The 17,230-nt window shown below is 66.5% G+C and carries 19 protein-coding genes; 8 read left to right on the plus strand and 11 right to left on the minus strand.

The features are described from left to right. Positions 1-305 precede the first annotated feature (305 nt). The 4 genes from truA to ACMGFE_RS16550 form a co-directional block, all read right to left on the minus strand. Positions 306-1,154, minus strand: a complete 849-nt coding sequence (gene truA, locus ACMGFE_RS16535; RefSeq protein WP_436926393.1) for a tRNA pseudouridine(38-40) synthase TruA — start codon at positions 1,152-1,154, stop codon at positions 306-308. Positions 1,155-1,258: 104 nt separating this feature from the next. Beyond that, a complete protein-coding gene (locus tag ACMGFE_RS16540; RefSeq protein ID WP_436926332.1) occupies positions 1,259-1,678 on the minus strand; it encodes an SHOCT domain-containing protein in 420 nt (139 codons plus the stop codon). Positions 1,679-1,718: 40 nt separating this feature from the next. After that, on the minus strand, positions 1,719-3,029 hold the full coding sequence (gene hisS, locus ACMGFE_RS16545) for a histidine--tRNA ligase (RefSeq protein ID WP_436926333.1): 1,311 nt from the start codon (positions 3,027-3,029) through the stop codon (positions 1,719-1,721). A gap of 291 nt (positions 3,030-3,320) precedes the next feature. Then, entirely contained in the window at positions 3,321-3,875 is a 555-nt protein-coding gene (locus ACMGFE_RS16550) for a DUF4188 domain-containing protein (protein ID WP_436926334.1), read from the minus strand. A gap of 280 nt (positions 3,876-4,155) precedes the next feature. On the opposite strand from ACMGFE_RS16550, the gene galK reads away from it, so the two are divergent. From galK to galT, 3 genes are all read left to right on the plus strand, one after another. Beyond that, positions 4,156-5,331 (plus strand): galactokinase, encoded by a 1,176-nt coding sequence (gene galK, locus ACMGFE_RS16555; RefSeq protein ID WP_436926335.1) that lies wholly within the window; start codon positions 4,156-4,158, stop codon positions 5,329-5,331. Between the two features lie 104 nt (positions 5,332-5,435). Next, the gene (locus ACMGFE_RS16560; protein WP_436926336.1) at positions 5,436-5,588 is read left to right on the plus strand and encodes a hypothetical protein; all 153 of its coding nucleotides are present in this window, start codon (positions 5,436-5,438) and stop codon (positions 5,586-5,588) included. After that, entirely contained in the window at positions 5,581-6,564 is a 984-nt protein-coding gene (gene galT, locus ACMGFE_RS16565; protein ID WP_436926337.1) for a galactose-1-phosphate uridylyltransferase, read from the plus strand. Before ACMGFE_RS16560 ends, galT begins: the two co-directional genes overlap by 8 nt. Positions 6,565-6,635: 71 nt before the next feature. Here galT and ACMGFE_RS16570 read toward each other — a convergent pair whose 3' ends face one another. From ACMGFE_RS16570 to ACMGFE_RS16585, 4 genes are all read right to left on the minus strand, one after another. Continuing rightward, positions 6,636-7,265 (minus strand): DUF7411 family protein, encoded by a 630-nt coding sequence (locus ACMGFE_RS16570; RefSeq protein ID WP_436926338.1) that lies wholly within the window; start codon positions 7,263-7,265, stop codon positions 6,636-6,638. Continuing rightward, positions 7,265-7,624, minus strand: a complete 360-nt coding sequence (locus tag ACMGFE_RS16575; protein ID WP_436926339.1) for a DNA-binding protein — start codon at positions 7,622-7,624, stop codon at positions 7,265-7,267. Before ACMGFE_RS16575 ends, ACMGFE_RS16570 begins: the two co-directional genes overlap by 1 nt. Before the next feature lie 222 nt (positions 7,625-7,846). Beyond that, positions 7,847-8,308 carry a 30S ribosomal protein S19e gene (locus tag ACMGFE_RS16580; RefSeq protein ID WP_436926340.1) on the minus strand — a complete coding sequence of 154 codons (462 nt, stop codon included), beginning with the start codon at positions 8,306-8,308 and terminating at the stop codon, positions 7,847-7,849. 120 nt (positions 8,309-8,428) lie between these two features. Then, entirely contained in the window at positions 8,429-9,445 is a 1,017-nt protein-coding gene (locus ACMGFE_RS16585) for a lysylphosphatidylglycerol synthase transmembrane domain-containing protein (protein ID WP_436926341.1), read from the minus strand. A 150-nt stretch (positions 9,446-9,595) separates the two neighbouring features. On the opposite strand from ACMGFE_RS16585, the gene thiL reads away from it, so the two are divergent. The 3 genes from thiL to hepT all read left to right on the plus strand — a co-directional run bounded on the left by thiL (position 9,596) and on the right by hepT (position 11,524). Further along, positions 9,596-10,519 carry a thiamine-phosphate kinase gene (gene thiL / locus ACMGFE_RS16590; RefSeq protein WP_436926342.1) on the plus strand — a complete coding sequence of 308 codons (924 nt, stop codon included), beginning with the start codon at positions 9,596-9,598 and terminating at the stop codon, positions 10,517-10,519. A gap of 141 nt (positions 10,520-10,660) precedes the next feature. Continuing rightward, positions 10,661-11,095 (plus strand): type VII toxin-antitoxin system MntA family adenylyltransferase antitoxin, encoded by a 435-nt coding sequence (gene mntA, locus ACMGFE_RS16595; protein ID WP_436926343.1) that lies wholly within the window; start codon positions 10,661-10,663, stop codon positions 11,093-11,095. Further along, positions 11,096-11,524: a type VII toxin-antitoxin system HepT family RNase toxin gene (gene hepT / locus ACMGFE_RS16600; protein ID WP_436926344.1), complete on the plus strand. Its 429-nt coding sequence runs from the start codon at positions 11,096-11,098 to the stop codon at positions 11,522-11,524. Positions 11,525-11,584: 60 nt separating this feature from the next. On the opposite strand, the gene ACMGFE_RS16605 is transcribed toward hepT, so the two are convergent. Next, complete coding sequence (locus tag ACMGFE_RS16605; protein WP_436926345.1) at positions 11,585-12,763, minus strand: site-2 protease family protein; 1,179 nt, start codon at positions 12,761-12,763, stop codon at positions 11,585-11,587. A 309-nt stretch (positions 12,764-13,072) separates the two neighbouring features. Then, positions 13,073-13,321: a DUF7123 family protein gene (locus ACMGFE_RS16610; RefSeq protein WP_436926346.1), complete on the minus strand. Its 249-nt coding sequence runs from the start codon at positions 13,319-13,321 to the stop codon at positions 13,073-13,075. 406 nt (positions 13,322-13,727) lie between these two features. Between ACMGFE_RS16610 and pyrH the strand changes: the two genes are divergently transcribed. Further along, positions 13,728-14,447 (plus strand): UMP kinase, encoded by a 720-nt coding sequence (gene pyrH, locus ACMGFE_RS16615; protein ID WP_436926347.1) that lies wholly within the window; start codon positions 13,728-13,730, stop codon positions 14,445-14,447. 22 nt (positions 14,448-14,469) lie between these two features. Continuing rightward, entirely contained in the window at positions 14,470-16,341 is a 1,872-nt protein-coding gene (gene lysS, locus ACMGFE_RS16620; RefSeq protein ID WP_436926348.1) for a lysine--tRNA ligase, read from the plus strand. A gap of 104 nt (positions 16,342-16,445) precedes the next feature. Here lysS and ACMGFE_RS16625 read toward each other — a convergent pair whose 3' ends face one another. Continuing rightward, positions 16,446-17,228, minus strand: a complete 783-nt coding sequence (locus ACMGFE_RS16625) for a methyltransferase domain-containing protein (protein WP_436926349.1) — start codon at positions 17,226-17,228, stop codon at positions 16,446-16,448. Between the last annotated feature and the right edge of the window lie 2 nt (positions 17,229-17,230).

Raw genomic sequence — 17,230 nt, forward strand, 5'->3', positions numbered from 1 at the left:
GACTCGTCGACGGGTGAGCCGAATGGGTGGCGCGCGCTGTCGCGGGTTTCATCCCGCGACAGCACCGCGCGAGGGATGAGCGAGGGAACGGAGTGACCGAGCGAATCGGCTGGGGAGGCGTGAGGCTGTCAGCGGTGCTGTGTTGTCGCTGTCCCTGGCGGACTGAAAGGGCGAGACGCGCTCGCGTTTATGTAGTCGCCTGAGCGGGCACTATCTGCGCGAGTGCGGTGCGGTGCGGTGCGGTGCGGTGCGGGTGTTCGAGCGCGGATATCCCGCCTCAGCGACCGCGAGCGGGTCGAGGGCTTTCAGCGCTTGTCGTCACCGGCCGCCGATCCGACTGCTAACGAATCCCGAATCGAACCGGCAACACGCGCGACGGTCCGAAACTCCGCGTGCCGCGAACCGAACACCTCGCGAGCGCTCGCCGCCGCATCCTCGTCGACCGAAAAATCGACGCCCGGATACGTGACGTCCCAGAGCACGAGTGGGTACGGGGCTGCCGGCGCCACGCCTTCGGGGCCGTCCAGCGGCGCCGAATCGAGCACCCGGTCGATCTTCGCCATCTCGGACTCGCCACGACCGATTTCGACTACGAGGCCGACCACTCGACGAACTAACTGCCTGGCAAACCCGTCCGCTTCCAGCCGGACGACCAGGAAGTCGCCGTCGCGCTCCACCGACGCGTTCAGGTCCCGGACTGTCCCCTCGCCGTCGGGGGTCAGGTTGTGGAAATCGTGCTCGCCGGAGAGGCGAGCGAGCGCGTCCTCGACACGCCCCGCGTCCAGCCCCCCCTCCACGCCGGACGGCGCGTAGAGGTAGTAGACGTACTCCCGAGACGACGCGTCGTGCGTGGCGTGAAACGACGAACCCACCTCGGCGCTGGCCCACGCGCGAACGGACGCGGGCAACTCGCTGTTGAACGCCCGCGGCGAGAGCCAGTCGGGCGCCGCGAACGCGACGGTCTGCGCGCGCGCCGAGACGCCGGCGTCCGTTCGGCCGGCGGCGGCGTAGCCGGCGGGCTTGTCGGCTCCGTCGTCCAGCGCGCCGAGGTCCCGAAGCGCGTCGAATATCGCGTCCTCGACGGTCGACACGTCGGGCTGGCGCTGGAAGCCGTGGAACGGCCGGCCGTCGTAGGCGACCCGGTAGGCGCGCATCGCTGGCATCAGTCCGGCTTCGCGAGACCGCACCTTGTCGGTTTCGGGCGGGAACCGCCCCGCAGATCACTCGGTCCCAGCTCTCGTGATACGTTTCGGGGTCATCACTCCAGTTCAGTCACGCGGTCGCGCGACCGGCCTGACTCGACGTCGAGGCCCTCTGTTTCGAGCAGTCGGTCGAGTTTCCGTTCGAACTCGTCGTCGGTGATCTCGCCGCGAGCGTATCGGTCGCGGAGTTTCGCCACCGGGTCGTCCTCGTCGTCCGCTGCGACCTCCGTCGCAGTCACCGACTCCGACTCTCCGTCATCGGAACCGACGAACGGGAGCCGTTCGCCGAGGATAGCGACCAGCGGGAGTACGAGGAGAAAACCACTGATCGCGGCGACTTCCGACAGGATCTCGGCGCCCAGCGTGTCGGAGATGGCGACGACCGCGATGGTCAGGAAGAGGGCGATGGCGAACGCCTCCCGCTTCGCCAGTTCGAGGCGGGAGGGGGAGGGGGAGGGGGAGCGAGAGCGGTCCATACCCGAACCGACGACCGCGACGCCTAAAAGTGTCACCGGGTCAGGCGAAGTCGTCGTAGGTCGGCCGCTCGCCGTCGCCGGGGAACTCGTCGACGGGGACGTTCGTCTGGTCGCCGCTCTCCATGTCCTTGATCGTCACCTCGTCGTTCTCCAGGTCGCGCTCGCCGACGATGACGACCGTCTCCGCGTCGATGGAGTCGGCGTAGTTCATCTGCGCGCCGAACGACCGGCCGCTCACGTCCGTCTCGACGACGTGGCCGCGCTCGCGCAACTCGCGAGCGATGCGCGAGGCCACCGGACGCACGTCCCCGACCTGAAGGACGTAGTAGTCGGTCGAGATGCCCTCGCCGGGCCAGGCGTCGTGGACCTGCAAGAGGAGGGGAAGCGTCGAGTTCATGACGCCGATGCCGACGCCGACCGCGGGCGTGGCCTGGCCGCCGAACTCCTCGATGAGGTGGTCGTAGCGGCCGCCGCCGAAGATAGAGCGGGAGACCTCGCCCGAGGCGTCGAAGCACTCGAAGACCACGCCGGTGTAGTAGTCCAGCCCCCGCGCCGTCGTCAGGCTCACGTCGCAGTACTGCCGGACGCCGAAGTCCTCCGCCGCGGCGAGGACGTTCTCCAGGTTCTCGACCGCCGCGGACAGATCGTCGCTGTCGGCGAAGTCGGTCAGCGCCGAGAGGTCGTCGTCGCCCGCAACGAGCAGGTCGTCGAACTCGCGGGCCTGGTCGTAGGAGAGACCGGCGTCCGAGAGCAGGCCCAGATACTCCTCGTTCTCGACCTTGGCGCGCTTGTCGACGGCGCGGATGGCCGCCGTCGTGTCCACGTCGGCGTCGAACGACCGGAGGAGTTCCCCCAGGATGTCCCGGTGAGAGACGCGGAACTCGAACTCCGAGCCGTCGAGGCCGAGATTAGTGAGGGAGTCGGCCGCGAACGCGAGCACCTCGGCGTCGGCCTCGGGCTCGCTCGATCCGAAGATGTCGGCGTTGGTCTGGTAGAGCTCGCGGTAGCGGCCCTGCTGGACCTGCTCGTAGCGCCAGAACGGTCGCGTCGAGAACCACTTGATCGGCTTCGACAGCGCCTGCTGTTTGGCGACGACCATCCGCGCGACGGTCGGCGTCAACTCGGGCGTGAGCGTGACGTGGCGGCCGCCCCTGTCCTCGAAGTCGTACAGTTCGTCGACGATGTCCTCGCCGCTCTTGTCGGTCCACATCTCCGCCGGCTCCAGCGCCGGCGTCGACGTCTCCCGAAAGCCGTAGGCCCGGGCGGTGTCCTCGATCGTGTCGATGACCTCCCGGAGCGGGGCCATCTCGTCGGGGTAGAAATCAGTGAATCCCTTGAGTCCCTCGTACATATCACGACGTTCGGGCAGGGGTCGCTTCAAACCCATCTTTTTCGCCGGGGGGTCGCGCAGAGCGCGACCCCCCGGCCAAAAATATGGGTGAAAAAGGCGCGGCCTCACTCCGTTCGGCCGCGTGAACCGCGCCTCGCTCCGCTCGGCGCGGATGCTCAGTACAGGCGAGCGATGTAACGGGGGTTGTCGTGAGCTACCCGGTGTCTGTCAGAACTCGCGTGCTGAATACAGAGGATGGGTCCATCATAGCCTTGGAACGATTCTCATAAAAATCATAATAACCCGACAGCTTCAATCATTTTTGCCCGTTTTAGGCGACTCGACTGTGTCACTCTCTACGCGCTTCCCGTCGTACGATACGTCGTCCCCCTCAGTCCATCCGAGCCTTCCAGCAGCTGTTCTTCGGCGTTCGGTGGCGGGAGAGAGCGTCCCCGCTTTCCCCAACCCGATAGGTGGCGCGTTATGATAGACGGTTTCGTACTCGCCCGCTCGCACCAGATATGTCTCATGCCAGATTCCGACATCGTCGCTCTCATGCATTTGCTCATTCGTCCATTGCATTGCGGGAGCGTGCCGAGCGTCCGCATCGAGCGCGTACTCTCGCAAGTCCTCAAATGACCGCCAGTACTGGACGGATTCGTGGTTCCGGATTCCCAACTTTGTGTCGTGCGCCAGCAATCCATTCTCCGGGTCGGCCTCAAGCTCGTCAAGCATGCTCGGCATCGCTCGGATGACGGGGAGCCACTTGTGGATTTTCCAGAGCGTGTTCACCCGCATTCCGATCCGAAATACCACGAAGTCCCCGTCGATCTCCGCCGTTACCCGTTCGGTGTTGAGTGCTGTCATGCCTTCCCTCCTGTCGCGTTCGAGACGGACTGTCCGTGCAGCGAACGTTATCGAGATACTTCGATACGTGGTCCGTTAACAGTTATCGTGATACTTCGCGCAAAAGAGCCAGTGATCCATTGTCGGTGATAGATGCGCGCCCTATATTCAGCACGACACTCTGAACGCTACCGATTTTCGACAAGGGGGCCAGCGGTCAATTCGCACGCTCGCCAGAACACCGTCCGCCAGCGACGGTGAGCGTTTATTGTCTCCCCGGTCGACGTACGGAGTATCCGTGATGAACGACCAGACAGCGCGTGCTCGCGGGGTACTCGACGAGGCGTTCGGTGACTCGGGGGAACCGATCGCGGTCGTCTCGGCGCCCGGCCGGGTCAACCTGATCGGCGGCCACACCGACTACAACGAGGGGTTCGTCCTCCCGGCGGGGATCGACCGCCGGACCGTCGTCGCGGCCCGCCCGCGCGACGACCGGACGGTCCGCGTCCGCTCGTCGAATTTCGACCAGACCGCCTCCTTCGACCTCGCGGACGTCAGTCCCTCCGAGGACGCCCCGTGGAGCAACTACGTGGGAGGGGTCGCCGAGCGACTCCTCGACCGGGGCCACGACGTCGGGGGGACGGAACTCGCCGTCGTCGGCGACGTACCCATGGGCGCCGGGCTCTCCTCGTCGGCGGCGATCGAAGTCGCCGTCGGCGCGGCGCTGGCCGCGGTCCACGACCTCTCGCTCGACGACGAGGAACTCGTGACCGCCTGCTGGGAAGCCGAGACGGGATTCGTCGGGCTGAGCTGCGGCATCATGGACCAGTACGCCGCGGTCCACGCCGAGCGCGAGAGCGCGCTCTTCCTCGACTGCCGGGACGAGACCCACGAGGTCGTCCCGCTCCCCTCCGAGGACGTGACAGTCGTCGCGACGAACACGAACGTCCAGCGCGAACTCGTCGACTCCGCCTATAACGACCGCGTGGCGACCTGCCAGGAGGGAGTCGACTTTTTCGACGACGCGCTCGACGAATCGGTCGAATCGCTCAGGGACGTCTCGGTCGAGGCGTTCGAGGCCCACGCGTCGGAACTGCCGGAGACAGTACGAAAGCGCGTCCGCCACGTCGTCACCGAGAACGAGCGCGTTCGCGAGGCCGCGGCCGCGCTACGCGAAGGCCGACTCGACCGCGTCGGGACGCTCCTCGACGAGTCCCACGCGAGCCTCCGCGACGACTACGAGGTGAGCATCGACGAACTCGACGCCGTCGCGTCGATCGCCGACGATCTCGACGGCGTCTTCGGATCGCGGATGACCGGCGCGGGGTTCGGCGGGTGCGTGGTCACGCTGGTCCGCCCGGACGTCGCCGAGGATGTGACGGCCGCAATCGACGAGCGCTATCGCGACCGGACCGGTATCGAACCCGACGTCTACGTCTGCAACCCCGACGGCGGCGTCCGGCGACACGACCGATAGCGGCGGCGGGACGGGGGCGTAGGGAGGCGGGCGGCGGAACCAGCGATACGACCACTCGCGCAGTCGGGAGGGTTATTTCGCTGGCGAGACAGCGATAGGACACGATGCGCCGCCGAGACGTCGAAAACGAGAACGGCAATCGGCTGATCTACTACGAGTTCGACGACGAGGCCAGCGGAGACGAGGCCGAGGGCGTCGAGCGCGAGCGCGACGAATCCGAGTACGGCGACTCCGGGAGCGACGGGACCGATGTCTGAACTGCGATGGGACCCGGTCGAGCGCGAGTGGGTCATCACGGCCACCCACCGCCAGGACCGGACGTTCAAGCCCCCGAAGGACTACTGCCCGTTCTGCCCGCCGCGCGACGACGGCGTTCCGACTGCGGTCACCGAGTCGGACTTCGACATCGCCGTCGTCGAGAACGGCTTCCCGTCGCTGCAGGAAGACCCGCCGGCGCCGGCGGTCGACGGCGACGACCTCCGCCCCGTCGAGCCCGCGAACGGGGTCTGCGAGGTGGTCCTGTACACGTCGGACCACGAGGCCGTCAGTTCGGAGCTCCCGGCGTCCAAGTTCCAGAAGCTCGTCCGCGTCTGGCGAGACCGCTACCGCGACCTGGGCTCGCGCGAGGAAGTCGACTACGTGTACCTCTTCGAGAACAAGGGCGAGGAGATGGGCGTCACCCTCCAGCACCCGCACGGACAGATCTACGCCTACCCATTCGTCCCGCCGACCATCGAGCGGGAACTCGCCTCCAGCCGAGAGTACCACGAGGAAGAGGGGACGTGCCTGTTCTGCGATCTCGTCGCGTCGGAGGTGGCCGAGGGTGAGCGGGTCGTCGCGGAGAACGACTCCTTCGCCGCCGTCGTCCCCTTCTCGGCGCGATACGCCTACGAAGTCCACGTCTACGCCAAGGACCACCGGCCCTCGCTCGACGACTGCTCCGTCGACGAGTGCCGGGACCTGGGATCGCTGCTCAAGCGGCTCCTGGTCGCGTACGATTCGCTGTTCGGGTTCGAGATGCCCTTCGTCATGGCGACCCACCAGCAGCCGACCGACGGGACCGGCGCCGAGTACGCCCACTTCCACCTGGAGTTCTACCCGCCCTACCGGACCGCCGAGAAACTGAAGTACCTCGCCGGGAGCGAACTCGGCGCCGGCACGTACATCAACAACAAACTGCCCGAGGAAGCGGCGTCGGAACTCGGCGAACTCGTCCCCGAACGGGTCGAGTGACGGCGCGGCCTCGGTCGGTCGAGTGACGGCGCGGCCTCGGTCGGCCGAGTGAACGCTCGGCGACCGAGGTGTCAGGGACGTCGGTCGACGACTCGCGACTGGACGTGCTCGGGAAACACCTCGGAGACGGCGCCCTCGCCGTACTCCGCGACCATCAACGCGCGGAGCTCCGTCTCGTAGTCGCCGGTCGGAATCTCCTCGCTCGGGCCGGTCTCCACGTCGAACAGCCGATCGGCCAGTTCGTCGATAGCGTTCCGGCCGTACCCGGCGAGCGGTCGCAGATAGTCCACGCCGTGTCGGTCTTCCAGGCTCTGGGCGAACGGACGGTCGATCACTGGCGCGCGGTCGTCGCGGCGGGTTCCGTCCGCGACCGCTTCGAACTCGCGCCCACCGACCTCGGCGCGGCTCGCGACGGTCTCCAGGGCGTGCTCGTGGACCAGCTGGATCCCCTCGCGGGGATATCCGTCGTCGACCATCCGGTCGACGGCCGTCCGGGCCACTGATTCGTCCAGTTCGACGGTCACGACGGGAAATTCCACGGCTTCTCCCGCTTCGCGAGCGGTCTCGACCACCGACGCCTCCACGTCCAGATCCAGTCCGAACGTACAGCTACAGAGCGTCACGTCGTAGAACGGGTCGAGGACCGCGGCGGCGAGCGTCGAGTCCTTGCCGGCGGAGAACAGCGTCGCGACGGTCGGCATTACCGCCGCTGGATGTCGAAGCTCTGCTGGTCGGGCTGGAGCTCCTTGAGGAGCGCCTTCATCTTCTCCTCGTCGATCTTGCCCTGGATGCGGCCGCTCTGGGCGAGCGCGAGGACCTGCTGTTCGACCTGCTCGCCGAACTCGGGCTTGGACATCTTCACCGTGTTGAGGCGTTTGCGCGCGCCGTCCGTCAGATGCTTGCGCAGCATGGCCTTCTTCTGGGCCTCGCGCTGCTCGCGCTGGGCCTCCATGGCCTCTTCGTCGACGCCCTGGCCCTGCTGGCCTCCCTGTTCCTGCAACTGCTCCATCTTCTCCTGTCGGAGCTTCTCGAGCTCCTCGTCGCTGGGGTCACTGCTCATGGGCGTTCTTTGTCGAGTCGCGGGGAAAACGATTTCGGAGCCAGCCATCGCCCGAACGCGCGGCTTACGAATCGGATACCCCGAGAGAACGAGAAGAGAGAGAACGGGACCGCAGACGAACAGCCAGCTTACGCGACCGAAAGCCGGGCCAAACGTCCCGCGAGCGCACGGCCGCACCGACGGCTACCGGTCGGAGAAGATCGAGAAGCGTCGAGAACCGGGTTACGCGTAGCGTTCGAGGTCCGGGCGGTCGAGGCCTTCGAGGACCTCGCCGGCGACCTCGTCGAGCAGCGCCTGGCCGTCGGCGGTGATGCGGCGGCCCTCGCCCTCGGCGACCTGGACGTAGCCGGCGTCTTCGAGCTGCTGGAGCGCGGTGCGGACGACCTTGCCGCTCCCGTCGGTCGTCTGGTTCGGACGGACCTGGTAGCGGTTCGAGCCCTGCTTGGAGTCGCCGTAGGCGGTGCGGAGCGCACCGACGCCGACGGGGCCGTCGATGGCGACCTTCCGGAGGAGGCTGGCGGCGCGCAGCTGCCAGAAGTCCTCCTGCTCGGGCGGGAGTTCGCGGCCGACGCCGGTCTTGGCGAAGGTGAACCAGTCGGGCGCTTCCACTACGTCTTCCTCGACGAGACGTTCCGCGACCGCCTCGTTCAGGGCTTCCGCGGGCACGTCGTAGAGTGTCGTCATTGCCACGTTCTTCCGGAGCGGCTCATTTAAGGGCATCGTTCGTCGGCCGCCCACGTCAGGGCGACACAGGGAGCGGCGAGCGGACGGGACAGGCACGCTCGGATCCGCTGGAGTTCGAAATTAGTCCCCCACACCGAGCGCGAAGGCGACGCCGCCGCCGACAACGGTGGGGAAGACGTACGTCGCGCCGCGATGGACGAGCACGGCGGCGCCCGCGACGCCGGCGGCGACGCCGGTCGTCGAGACGAGCAGGGCGATCAGGACCGCGTCGACGCCGCCGAGCCCGCCCGGCAGCGGCGTCATCCCGGCGACCGCGCCCATGGGGACGACGAGCAGGACCGCAGAGAACTCGACAGGATGACCGAGCGCGAACAGCGAAAGCCACAGCGAGGCGCACAGCGCGAGCCAGCCCAGCGCCGAGAACCCGATAGCTTCGATCAGCGTGTTTCGGCTCCCGGCGACGCGGTCGATGGCGTCGAAGAATCCCTCGATGCGGCCTTCGATGGCCGCCGCCGTCGGCGGCGACTTCCGCGGAACGATACGGCCGAGAAAGCGAACGATCGGAGTGACGGCGCGTACGACGGCCGCCTCCAGTTCGTAGCGGTACTGCCAGCCGAAGTACGCGGCAGCCGGCATCCCCACCGCGAGGACGACCAGCGCGGTCGTCGCGAAGACGAGGTTGCGGCCGAACTGCGCCGCGCCCGCAATCACGAACGTCAGGCCGACGATGGCATAGGCGATTGAAGGGACGAAGTGGATGGCGTCGACGGAGGCGATGGCCGCGAGGCCCGTCTCGTACTCGCGGTCGGTCGCCCGCGAGATGAGGTAGCCGCTGACGGGTTCGCCGCCGGCCTGCCCGAACGGGGTGACGTTGTTCGAGAACACCGCGCCGGCGAACACGAGCGCGCCCATCGCGACGGAGATGGGGGCGTCGAGCGCCCCGAGAACCGTTCGGAGGGCGAGGCCCCAGCAGACCAGCCAGCAGACGGCGACGCCGAGGATGACGAACAGGTACCGGGCGTCGATCCCGCGAAGTTGCGTCAGGATGTCCTCGATCCCGACTATCCACACGAGGACTGCGAGGACGACCACCGCACCGGCGAACCCGACGATCGTCGCCCACCTGTCCCCGTTCATGTCCCCGACGAGGGGCCTGGGCGGTTTGAACCCACCGGAGTGGTGGCGAACTGGCGCTCCGGACGCACCGGACCAGCGCGCGCTGGGGACCCGTCCGGAGCCGGGCGGCCGAACCACAGGGGGTTTTGACGGAGCGCGCGAACGCCGCGTATGGACGAACGGACCGCGCTGGGACTGCTCGCCGACCGCTTGCCGACGGCGGGTGACGACGCCGCCGTCGTCGACGGGCAGGTCGTCACCACCGACATGCTCCACGACCGGACGGACTTCCCCGACGGGACGACCCGTTACACCGCCGGCTGGCGCGCGGTCGGGGCCTCCCTCTCCGACGTCGCCGCGATGGGCGCCGCGGCCACCGCCGCCGTCGCCGTCTACGCCGCGCCGGCGTTCGACGAGCGCGAACTCGTCGATTTCGTCGACGGCGCCACCGACGTCTGTGAGTCCGTCGACGCCGAGTACGTCGGCGGCGACCTCGACGACCACGTCGAGTTCACCGTCGCCACCACCGCGCTGGGCCGGACCGACGACCCCGTCCTGCGCTCGGGCGCCCAGCCCGGCGATGCGGTCTGCGTGACCGGACGGCTGGGACGGAGCGCGGCCGCCCTCCGCCTGTTCGAACGCGGCGAAATCGAACGGGCGAACGAGCTCTTCCGCTTCGCCCCCCGGATCGACGCCGGACGGGCGCTCGCGGGCCACGCGACGGCGATGATGGACTCCAGCGACGGCCTCGCCCGCTCGCTCCACCAGCTCGCCGAGGCGAGCGACTGCGGAATGGCCGTCGAGTCGCCCCTCCCGATCGACGAGTCCGTCGACGCAGTCGCCGACGGCACCGACGACCGCCTGGAACTCGGCGCGTTCTTCGGCGAGGACTTCGAACTCGTCTGTACCGTCCCCGAGGACGAACTCGCGACCGTCCACGCGGACGCCCCCGTCGACCTGACGCGGATCGGCACCGTCGTCGAGCGCGAGGCGCTCGGCGCCGCGGACCGAAGTCGGTCGAGAGACGGCGACGCCCCGGCGAATCGCGTCACACTTGACGGCGAGGGGTTCCCGGACCGCGGATACACGCACTGAACAGCTGTTTTCCGGATTCGGCGAGATGGCGATGCGTCCGGTACTCTACCGCTTGGAACAGCGCAGGTGACGGCTGGTAGTCCACGCGAGGGCAGTCGCGAGCGCTACAATATTATTACCTATGGGGTCCAACTATCGGGTATGGAGACGCCGGGCGAACCGACTGTCGAGAGCGTAGATATCGAGGAGCTTCGGGAGTATCTCGCCCGGACAGACGTCGTCTTTGCTGTTCTGTTCGGCTCTCACGCCCGGGGGACGGCAACGAAGTCGTCGGACGTCGATATCGCGCTTCGGTTCCCCGACGACCAGGACGACCACGAACGCTTCCGACGGCGGAACAGGATCGACGCCGCGGTTCAGGAGTACGCGACGGGCTTCGTCGACGTCAGCGACATCGAAGCGCTTCCGACTTCGGTCGCGTACGCTGCGCTTCGAGACGGTGTTCTCCTCGCCGGCGATCCGCAAGCCGTCGAATCGTCCTACGAACGGGTCGAGCGGGAGTACGAGGCGAGCGAGAGCGAGCGAGAGCGGGAACGGCGGTCGTTCATCGACCGTCTCGCGCGAGGCGACGTGTAGATGGTCGACGAAGCGATCGTTGCGGACAAACTCCGCCACGTCAACGAATACACCCGCGATCAGGAAGAGATGCGGGGGATGTCAAAAGCGGAGTACGTGGAGGACGTCGTGATCCAGCGGGCGGTCGAGCGGACGTTGATGAACCTGATTCAGACGTGTATCGACCTCGCACAACACGTCCGAGCGGGGGAAGGTCTCGAACCGAGCGGGACGGCGAAGCAAGAAATCGAGGCGATCGGAAACGCGGACGTCATTTCAGCCGAAACACAGGAGAGACTGGAAGAGGCAGTCGGGTTTCGGAACGTCCTCGCTCATCGATACGGCGACGTGGATCACGACGTCGTCTACGACGTATTGCATACCGATCTTCACTGGTTCGAACGGTTCCAGCGAGAGGTCGCACAGTGGTTCCAGCAGCACCATCAGTGAATCGATTGATTTTCCAATCCGGTCGGCTCGGAAAGTGCCATATTCATCCGTTAGAAAACCTCACGCCGCCAGAATTTCGAACGGGACGGGCGTGAAACACAGGAGACCGAGCACGAGCGTCAGGACGCCGACGGCCTGGCGACGACGGCCGATCGGTTCGTCGCGGATCGGCGTCGCCGGGCCGGCGTAGGCCAGGCCGCCGGCGATCAACCCCCAGAACGCCCAGAGGACGACCGCGTTCGTGGCTTCCTGCGCGAAGTAGAGGTAGCCGGCGAGGCCGAAGAGTGCGGCCGGGACCGCCGCGGCGACCGTCTCCTGGCGGGGGCCGAGGATGGCGCGGACGATGTGTCCACCGTCGAACTGGCCCACGGGGAGCAGATTCAGGAACGTGACGAACATGCCGACCCACCCGCCGAAGATGACGGGGTTGGCGGCCAGCCGGGGGTCCGAGTACGAGAGCGGTTGGCCGGTCAACTCGGCGAGGAAGACCAGCAACAGCGGGTCGTTGAACCGCAGCGAGGTCGACGACCCCTCGAGCACGCGCTCGGGGACGGTTATCGGATCGAGGTAGAGGCCGATGACCGTCACGACGACAGTCGCGACGAGCCCCGCGAGCGGGCCCGAGACGCCGATGTCGAACAGCGCCTTGCGGTCGGGGATCCGCCCCCGCATCCGGATGACCGCGCCCATCGTTCCGATGAGCGACGGGAACGGGATGAAGTAGGGGAGACTCGCGTCGACGTCGTGGTAGCGGATCATGACGTAGTGGCCGAACTCGTGGACCGCGAGCACCCCGAGGATGGCCGCGGTGAACGGCCACGCCTCCAGCAACGAGAGCGGGCCGTCGATCTCGACGTAGTACCACTGCGTCCCGACCAGAAGCGTCGAGAGCACCGTCAGCACGAAGAAGACGACGTTCGTCCAGGGGATCCCGTCGATGTGAGGCGAACGGGGCTCCGCGACGAGGACGTACTGCGGTCGCGACGGCCCGAACCGGTCCTCGACGACCGGCGTCTCGTCGAAGGGCGCCTCCGACTGGGCGCGCGTCGTCAGCGACAGGTCGTAGCCGTTCTCGCGGAACAGCTCCCAGAGCTCGCGCTCCAGCGCCTTGGCGGACGCCAGCGGCGTGCCCAGGTAGTAGATCGTGTCGTCGTCACCGACGCGAACGTCGGCCACCTGGAAGACCGACTGCACGGCATCGACCGGCGGCCCGGCCGCCGGTGCGCGACGCTCGTCCATCGGTTCGAGGTTGGGCACACCCGGGTATAAATCCCGGGAAGAGACGGGCGAAAACGGGATCGGCACTCGCCCTGTGACTGAGGCGAGTCCCGGCGGCGACAGACCGCCGGAGAAGTGGGGAACCGGGTCGCCGTGGCGGGGAGCCACCGCGCCGTGTGTCAGGGAACGTGTGATCGTGGCGTCGGTGTGAAGTCAGTGAGTCGTGGTAGGGTCAGTGAGTCTTGGTGGGGTCAGTCTGGTTGCGGATGTGGGTTCGTGTGGTGGATCTGTCGTGGTCTCCGTTGGCAAGCCGTGGATACGATCGTCTTACTACGCGCGTTCGACGCGCCACGTGGTCGCGCTCGTGTACGACCACTTCTCGACCTCGAGCTCGGACGCGGAGTCGCGGATCTTCACCATCAGCGCGCCGATCTCCTTGGGCGACAGACCGACTTCGTCCGCGATGAACTTGCTCTTGAAGTACATCTCGCCGTCTTCGGCCTTCTGCGCCAGATAGGCCTTGAGTCGCTCTTCTTTCGACGGCTCGTCTTCGGTGGAGGGCTGTAGTATCGAGCTCATGTTGACACCTCGCTCTGTTCTGGAACCCGTATATCCATATAAAGGCGGGAAGCTTCGGTTTGCTTCGTGTCGTTTCACAGACTTTCCGGGGAAAACTCGCCAGTATCGGGTTTTTCAGAACGTTTTCTGAGGGCGTTAGACATTTTATAATCGTCGCTAAAGCCGCCAGACGTTTTTGCGAAGGCAGTGCATGACCGGGGTGAAAATAACCGTTCGAGCCGGGATTCAGCCGGGCGTTGAGGCAATAGTTGCCGGCAGCAGGACCGCGGGCCCGAGGGCGCGGTCTTGCGAGTGCATCGTCGATCGCGGTACGCACTAGAAGGGGGGTCACGCGCGACCGTCTATACCGGATCGGGCCGTCGCGGCTTGACAACCCTTAAGACGGCATCGCGGTTACGCCGTGGCAATGAAAGCAGTCGTTTCTATCGGCGGGAGCGTCCTCGTCCCGTCGGTGAGTCCGGAGCGGGTCCGGGCCTACGCCGACGCGCTCGAATCGCTGGACGCGGACGGGTACACGCTCGGGACGGTCGTCGGTGGCGGCCCGACCGCGCGGGAGTACATCACCACCGCCCGCGATCTGGGGGCTAACGAGATCGAACTCGACCAGATCGGCATCGCCGTGACGCGGCTGAACGGCCGCCTCCTCATCGCCGCCCTCGACGAGCGAGCCGCGCCCACGCCACCGGAGGACTACGAGACCGGCCGCGAGGCCATCCGCCGCGGCGACATCCCCGTCATGGGCGGGACCGTCGCCGGCCAGACCACCGACGCGGTCAGTGCTGCCTTCGCCGAGTACGTCAACGCCGACCTGCTCGTCTACGCCACGAGCGTCGACGGCGTCTACGACGCCGACCCCAGCGAGAACGGCGACGCGACGAAGTTCTCGGAGATCAGCGCCGACGACCTCGTCGACCTCATCGCCGACCTGGAGATGGACGCCGGGAGCAACGCCCCCGTCGACCTGCTCGCCGCGAAGATCGTCCAGCGGTCGGGCATCCGGACCATCGTCCTCGACGGCGACGACCCCGAGCGCGTCGAGCGGGCGATCCGCACGGGCGAGCACGACGGCACCGACGTCGTCCCCGAGGGCGTCGGCGAACTGCCCGCCGAATGGACCGACCGATGACCGACGTCGCCACGGTGACAGCATGAGCGAGAGCGAACCCGACGACACCGGTTCGACCGCGAGCGCCGACCAGACCGCGAACGCCGATCAGATCGACGCCCCTGGCGGGACCGAGTCTGCTGACGACACCCGCTCCGACGAGACCGACGGCGATGCCCACTACGCCTTCTGGGCCGACGAAGTCGCCGACGCCGTCGAGGCGCGCGACCCCGAGGAACCGATCGTGATCAAGGGAGGGATCTCTCCTTCGGGCGTCCCCCACCTCGGCAACGTCAACGAGATCATGCGCGGGTACTTCGTCGCCGAGGTCCTGCGCGAGCGCGGCTGGGAGGTCCGGCAGGTGTTCACCACCGACGACCGCGACCCCCTCCGGAAGCTGCCCCGGAAACTCGCCGATCTGGACGGCAAGATCGTCGATCTCGGCGACGTGAACGCGAGCGCCCTCGGCAAGAACCTCGGGCACGCGTACACGGACATCCCCGATCCCTTCGGCTGCTGTGACTCCTACGGCGAGCACTTCTCGACGCTCATCGCCGAGTCCGCCGAACTGCTGGACGCCCCCATCGACGTCGTCTCGACCACAGACCTCTACGAGTCCGGCCGGATGGACGACGTTGTCGAACACGTCCTGCGAAACCGCGAGCAGGCCCGCGAGGTCCTCTCGGAGTACCAGGACAAGGTCGACGAGGACTACGTCCCGTTCAACCCCTTCTGTTCGAACTGCGGGAAGGTGACGGAGACGGTCACGGACGTGGACGTCGACGAGCGCGAAGTCCAGTACCGCTGTACGGACATCGAGGCCGGCAACCGCACCATCGAGGGCTGCGGCCACGAGGGCACCGCCACCTTCCGCGAGGGCAAACTCCCGTGGCGCTTCGAGTGGCCCGCCCAGTGGCAGGTCTTGGGGGTGGACTTCGAACCGTTCGGCAAGGACCACGCCGAGGGGTCGTGGCCCTCCGGCGTCGACATCGCGGAGAACGTCCTCGGCATCGACCCGCCCGAACCGATGGTCTACGAGTGGTTCACCCTGGACGGCGAACCGTTCTCCTCCTCGGAGGGCAACATCGTCCTCGTCCACGACGTGCTGGAGATGCTCGAACCCGAGGTCCTCCGGTACTTCTTCGCGAAGGACCCGAACAAGGCCCGCGACTTCAGCATCGAGCGCCTCGACCAGCTCGTCGACGAGTTCGACCGCGTCGAGCGCCTCTACTTCGACGAGGAGTCGGGCACCGAGAAGGAGACCCGCCGCGCCGACCGCGTCTATCCGTTCGTCCACTCGCTCGGCGACGTGCCCCCGGAGGCGCTGTCCGCCAGCGGCCTGTTCGACGCGGTCGCCGACGGCGAGGACTCGCACGCCGTCAGCTTCGACCACAACGACCCCGAAGACCGACGGCGCCGCCGCGAGTTCGTCGACGGCGAGTTCGCGAACCGGGTGCGCCTCCCCTACACGTTCGCCGCAGTGCTGGGGATGTTCGACGACGAGGACGCACGCGCCGAGACGGCCCGGAAGGAGGGTCACGTGGCAGACGACGACCCCGCCTGGGCCGTCGAGGACGCCTTCGGCCGCGTCGAACTCGCCAGCGAGTGGGCCGACCGCACCGACAACGAGTACAACTACACAGTCGCCCGCGCGGAGATTCCAGACGTGTCCGTCGACGACGAGACCGCCGCCGCGCTCGACGACCTGGCCGACTTCGTCGCCGAAGGCCACGACGGCGAGGCCATCCAGGGCGAGATCTACGAGACCGCGCGGCGCCACGACCTGGAGGTCGGCGACTTCTTCGCCGTCGGCTACCAGCTGTTCTTCGGCGTCGAGGAAGGGCCGCAGCTCGGCCACTTCCTCGGCGACCTCGACCGCGAGTTCGTCGTCGAGCGGTTACGTCGCGAGCGGTAGCCCGGTCGTCAGTTTTCCGAGGCCTGGCGGTGTTCAGTGGGTGGGCGAATAAAACGCTCTACAGCGGATGAAGGGAATGATTCGAAATACAGAATGACCCCATCTCACTCGGGCTTTCGGCTGATGTAGAGCAGGGTTATCCCACAGAAGAGGAACTGGTTAGCCTCATCAAGATCTCTGAGGTCCTGTTCCCACGCCTCGATTTCAGAATCATCGAAGGCATCGCTGGATTCCAGAAACCCACGTTGTACTTCGATTCCCCGCTCGACTTGTTCGTTGATCTCTCGTTGCACTGTCGCACGGGAGACAACGTCCTCAACAGTAAACCCGGCGTCAGGAAGCAACGAGAGAAGCTGAGTTCCAAAGTTTCGATCCCCCCTTACAGTCCGATACACTTCGTTGGCGCGTCGCATTTGCTCCGGATCTGAAGAGTGCATCACCTCAGATTCTCTGGCACTCTCGACAACCGCTATCCGTCCGCCCGGTTTGAGGACGCGAAAGAGTTCCTCCAACGCTGAGTCAACGTCATCAACGAACTGAAGTACCTGTTTGGCGATGACAAGGTCATAGCTTTCATCTGTTACCGGGAGTTCAGTAACGTCTCCGTGTTGGAACGATACCTGTGATAAGTTGCTACACCGGTTACGTGCTGCAGCCAGCACATCTTCGTTCACATCAATCCCGGTCACACTTCCTCCCTCTCCGACCTGTTGGGCAAGGACCGCTGCCTCAAATCCCGGTCCACACCCGACTGAAAGTACCGACTCATCCGCTTGAAGAGAGATCTCCTCGCAGACGAAGTTTCGGAACGTCTCTGCTGTTGCTGTCGAGAGTATCTGTTCCAGCATCTCCGTCTCCTCTTCATCAGACAGTTGATGGTTTGTCATAT

Source organism: Halosimplex amylolyticum (assembly GCF_051414035.1).
GTDB lineage: Archaea > Halobacteriota > Halobacteria > Halobacteriales > Haloarculaceae > Halosimplex > Halosimplex amylolyticum.

What these genes read in the sequence shown, in the direction of transcription:
- ACMGFE_RS16575 (WP_436926339.1), bottom strand. Translation starts at nt 7,624, where the DNA reads ATGAGCAGTGACCCCAGCGACGAGGAGCTCGAGAAGCTCCGACAGGAG.
- ACMGFE_RS16560 (WP_436926336.1), top strand. Translation starts at nt 5,436, where the DNA reads ATGCGCCGCCGAGACGTCGAAAACGAGAACGGCAATCGGCTGATCTAC.
- truA (WP_436926393.1), bottom strand. Translation starts at nt 1,154, where the DNA reads ATGCGCGCCTACCGGGTCGCCTACGACGGCCGGCCGTTCCACGGCTTC.
- ACMGFE_RS16605 (WP_436926345.1), bottom strand. Translation starts at nt 12,763, where the DNA reads ATGGACGAGCGTCGCGCACCGGCGGCCGGGCCGCCGGTCGATGCCGTG.
- ACMGFE_RS16580 (WP_436926340.1), bottom strand. Translation starts at nt 8,308, where the DNA reads ATGACGACACTCTACGACGTGCCCGCGGAAGCCCTGAACGAGGCGGTC.
- ACMGFE_RS16585 (WP_436926341.1), bottom strand. Translation starts at nt 9,445, where the DNA reads ATGAACGGGGACAGGTGGGCGACGATCGTCGGGTTCGCCGGTGCGGTG.
- ACMGFE_RS16610 (WP_436926346.1), bottom strand. Translation starts at nt 13,321, where the DNA reads ATGAGCTCGATACTACAGCCCTCCACCGAAGACGAGCCGTCGAAAGAA.
- pyrH (WP_436926347.1), top strand. Translation starts at nt 13,728, where the DNA reads ATGAAAGCAGTCGTTTCTATCGGCGGGAGCGTCCTCGTCCCGTCGGTG.
- thiL (WP_436926342.1), top strand. Translation starts at nt 9,596, where the DNA reads ATGGACGAACGGACCGCGCTGGGACTGCTCGCCGACCGCTTGCCGACG.
- ACMGFE_RS16625 (WP_436926349.1), bottom strand. Translation starts at nt 17,228, where the DNA reads ATGACAAACCATCAACTGTCTGATGAAGAGGAGACGGAGATGCTGGAA.
- hepT (WP_436926344.1), top strand. Translation starts at nt 11,096, where the DNA reads ATGGTCGACGAAGCGATCGTTGCGGACAAACTCCGCCACGTCAACGAA.
- ACMGFE_RS16570 (WP_436926338.1), bottom strand. Translation starts at nt 7,265, where the DNA reads ATGCCGACCGTCGCGACGCTGTTCTCCGCCGGCAAGGACTCGACGCTC.
- hisS (WP_436926333.1), bottom strand. Translation starts at nt 3,029, where the DNA reads ATGTACGAGGGACTCAAGGGATTCACTGATTTCTACCCCGACGAGATG.
- ACMGFE_RS16540 (WP_436926332.1), bottom strand. Translation starts at nt 1,678, where the DNA reads ATGGACCGCTCTCGCTCCCCCTCCCCCTCCCCCTCCCGCCTCGAACTG.
- ACMGFE_RS16550 (WP_436926334.1), bottom strand. Translation starts at nt 3,875, where the DNA reads ATGACAGCACTCAACACCGAACGGGTAACGGCGGAGATCGACGGGGAC.
- mntA (WP_436926343.1), top strand. Translation starts at nt 10,661, where the DNA reads ATGGAGACGCCGGGCGAACCGACTGTCGAGAGCGTAGATATCGAGGAG.
- galK (WP_436926335.1), top strand. Translation starts at nt 4,156, where the DNA reads ATGAACGACCAGACAGCGCGTGCTCGCGGGGTACTCGACGAGGCGTTC.
- galT (WP_436926337.1), top strand. Translation starts at nt 5,581, where the DNA reads ATGTCTGAACTGCGATGGGACCCGGTCGAGCGCGAGTGGGTCATCACG.
- lysS (WP_436926348.1), top strand. Translation starts at nt 14,470, where the DNA reads ATGAGCGAGAGCGAACCCGACGACACCGGTTCGACCGCGAGCGCCGAC.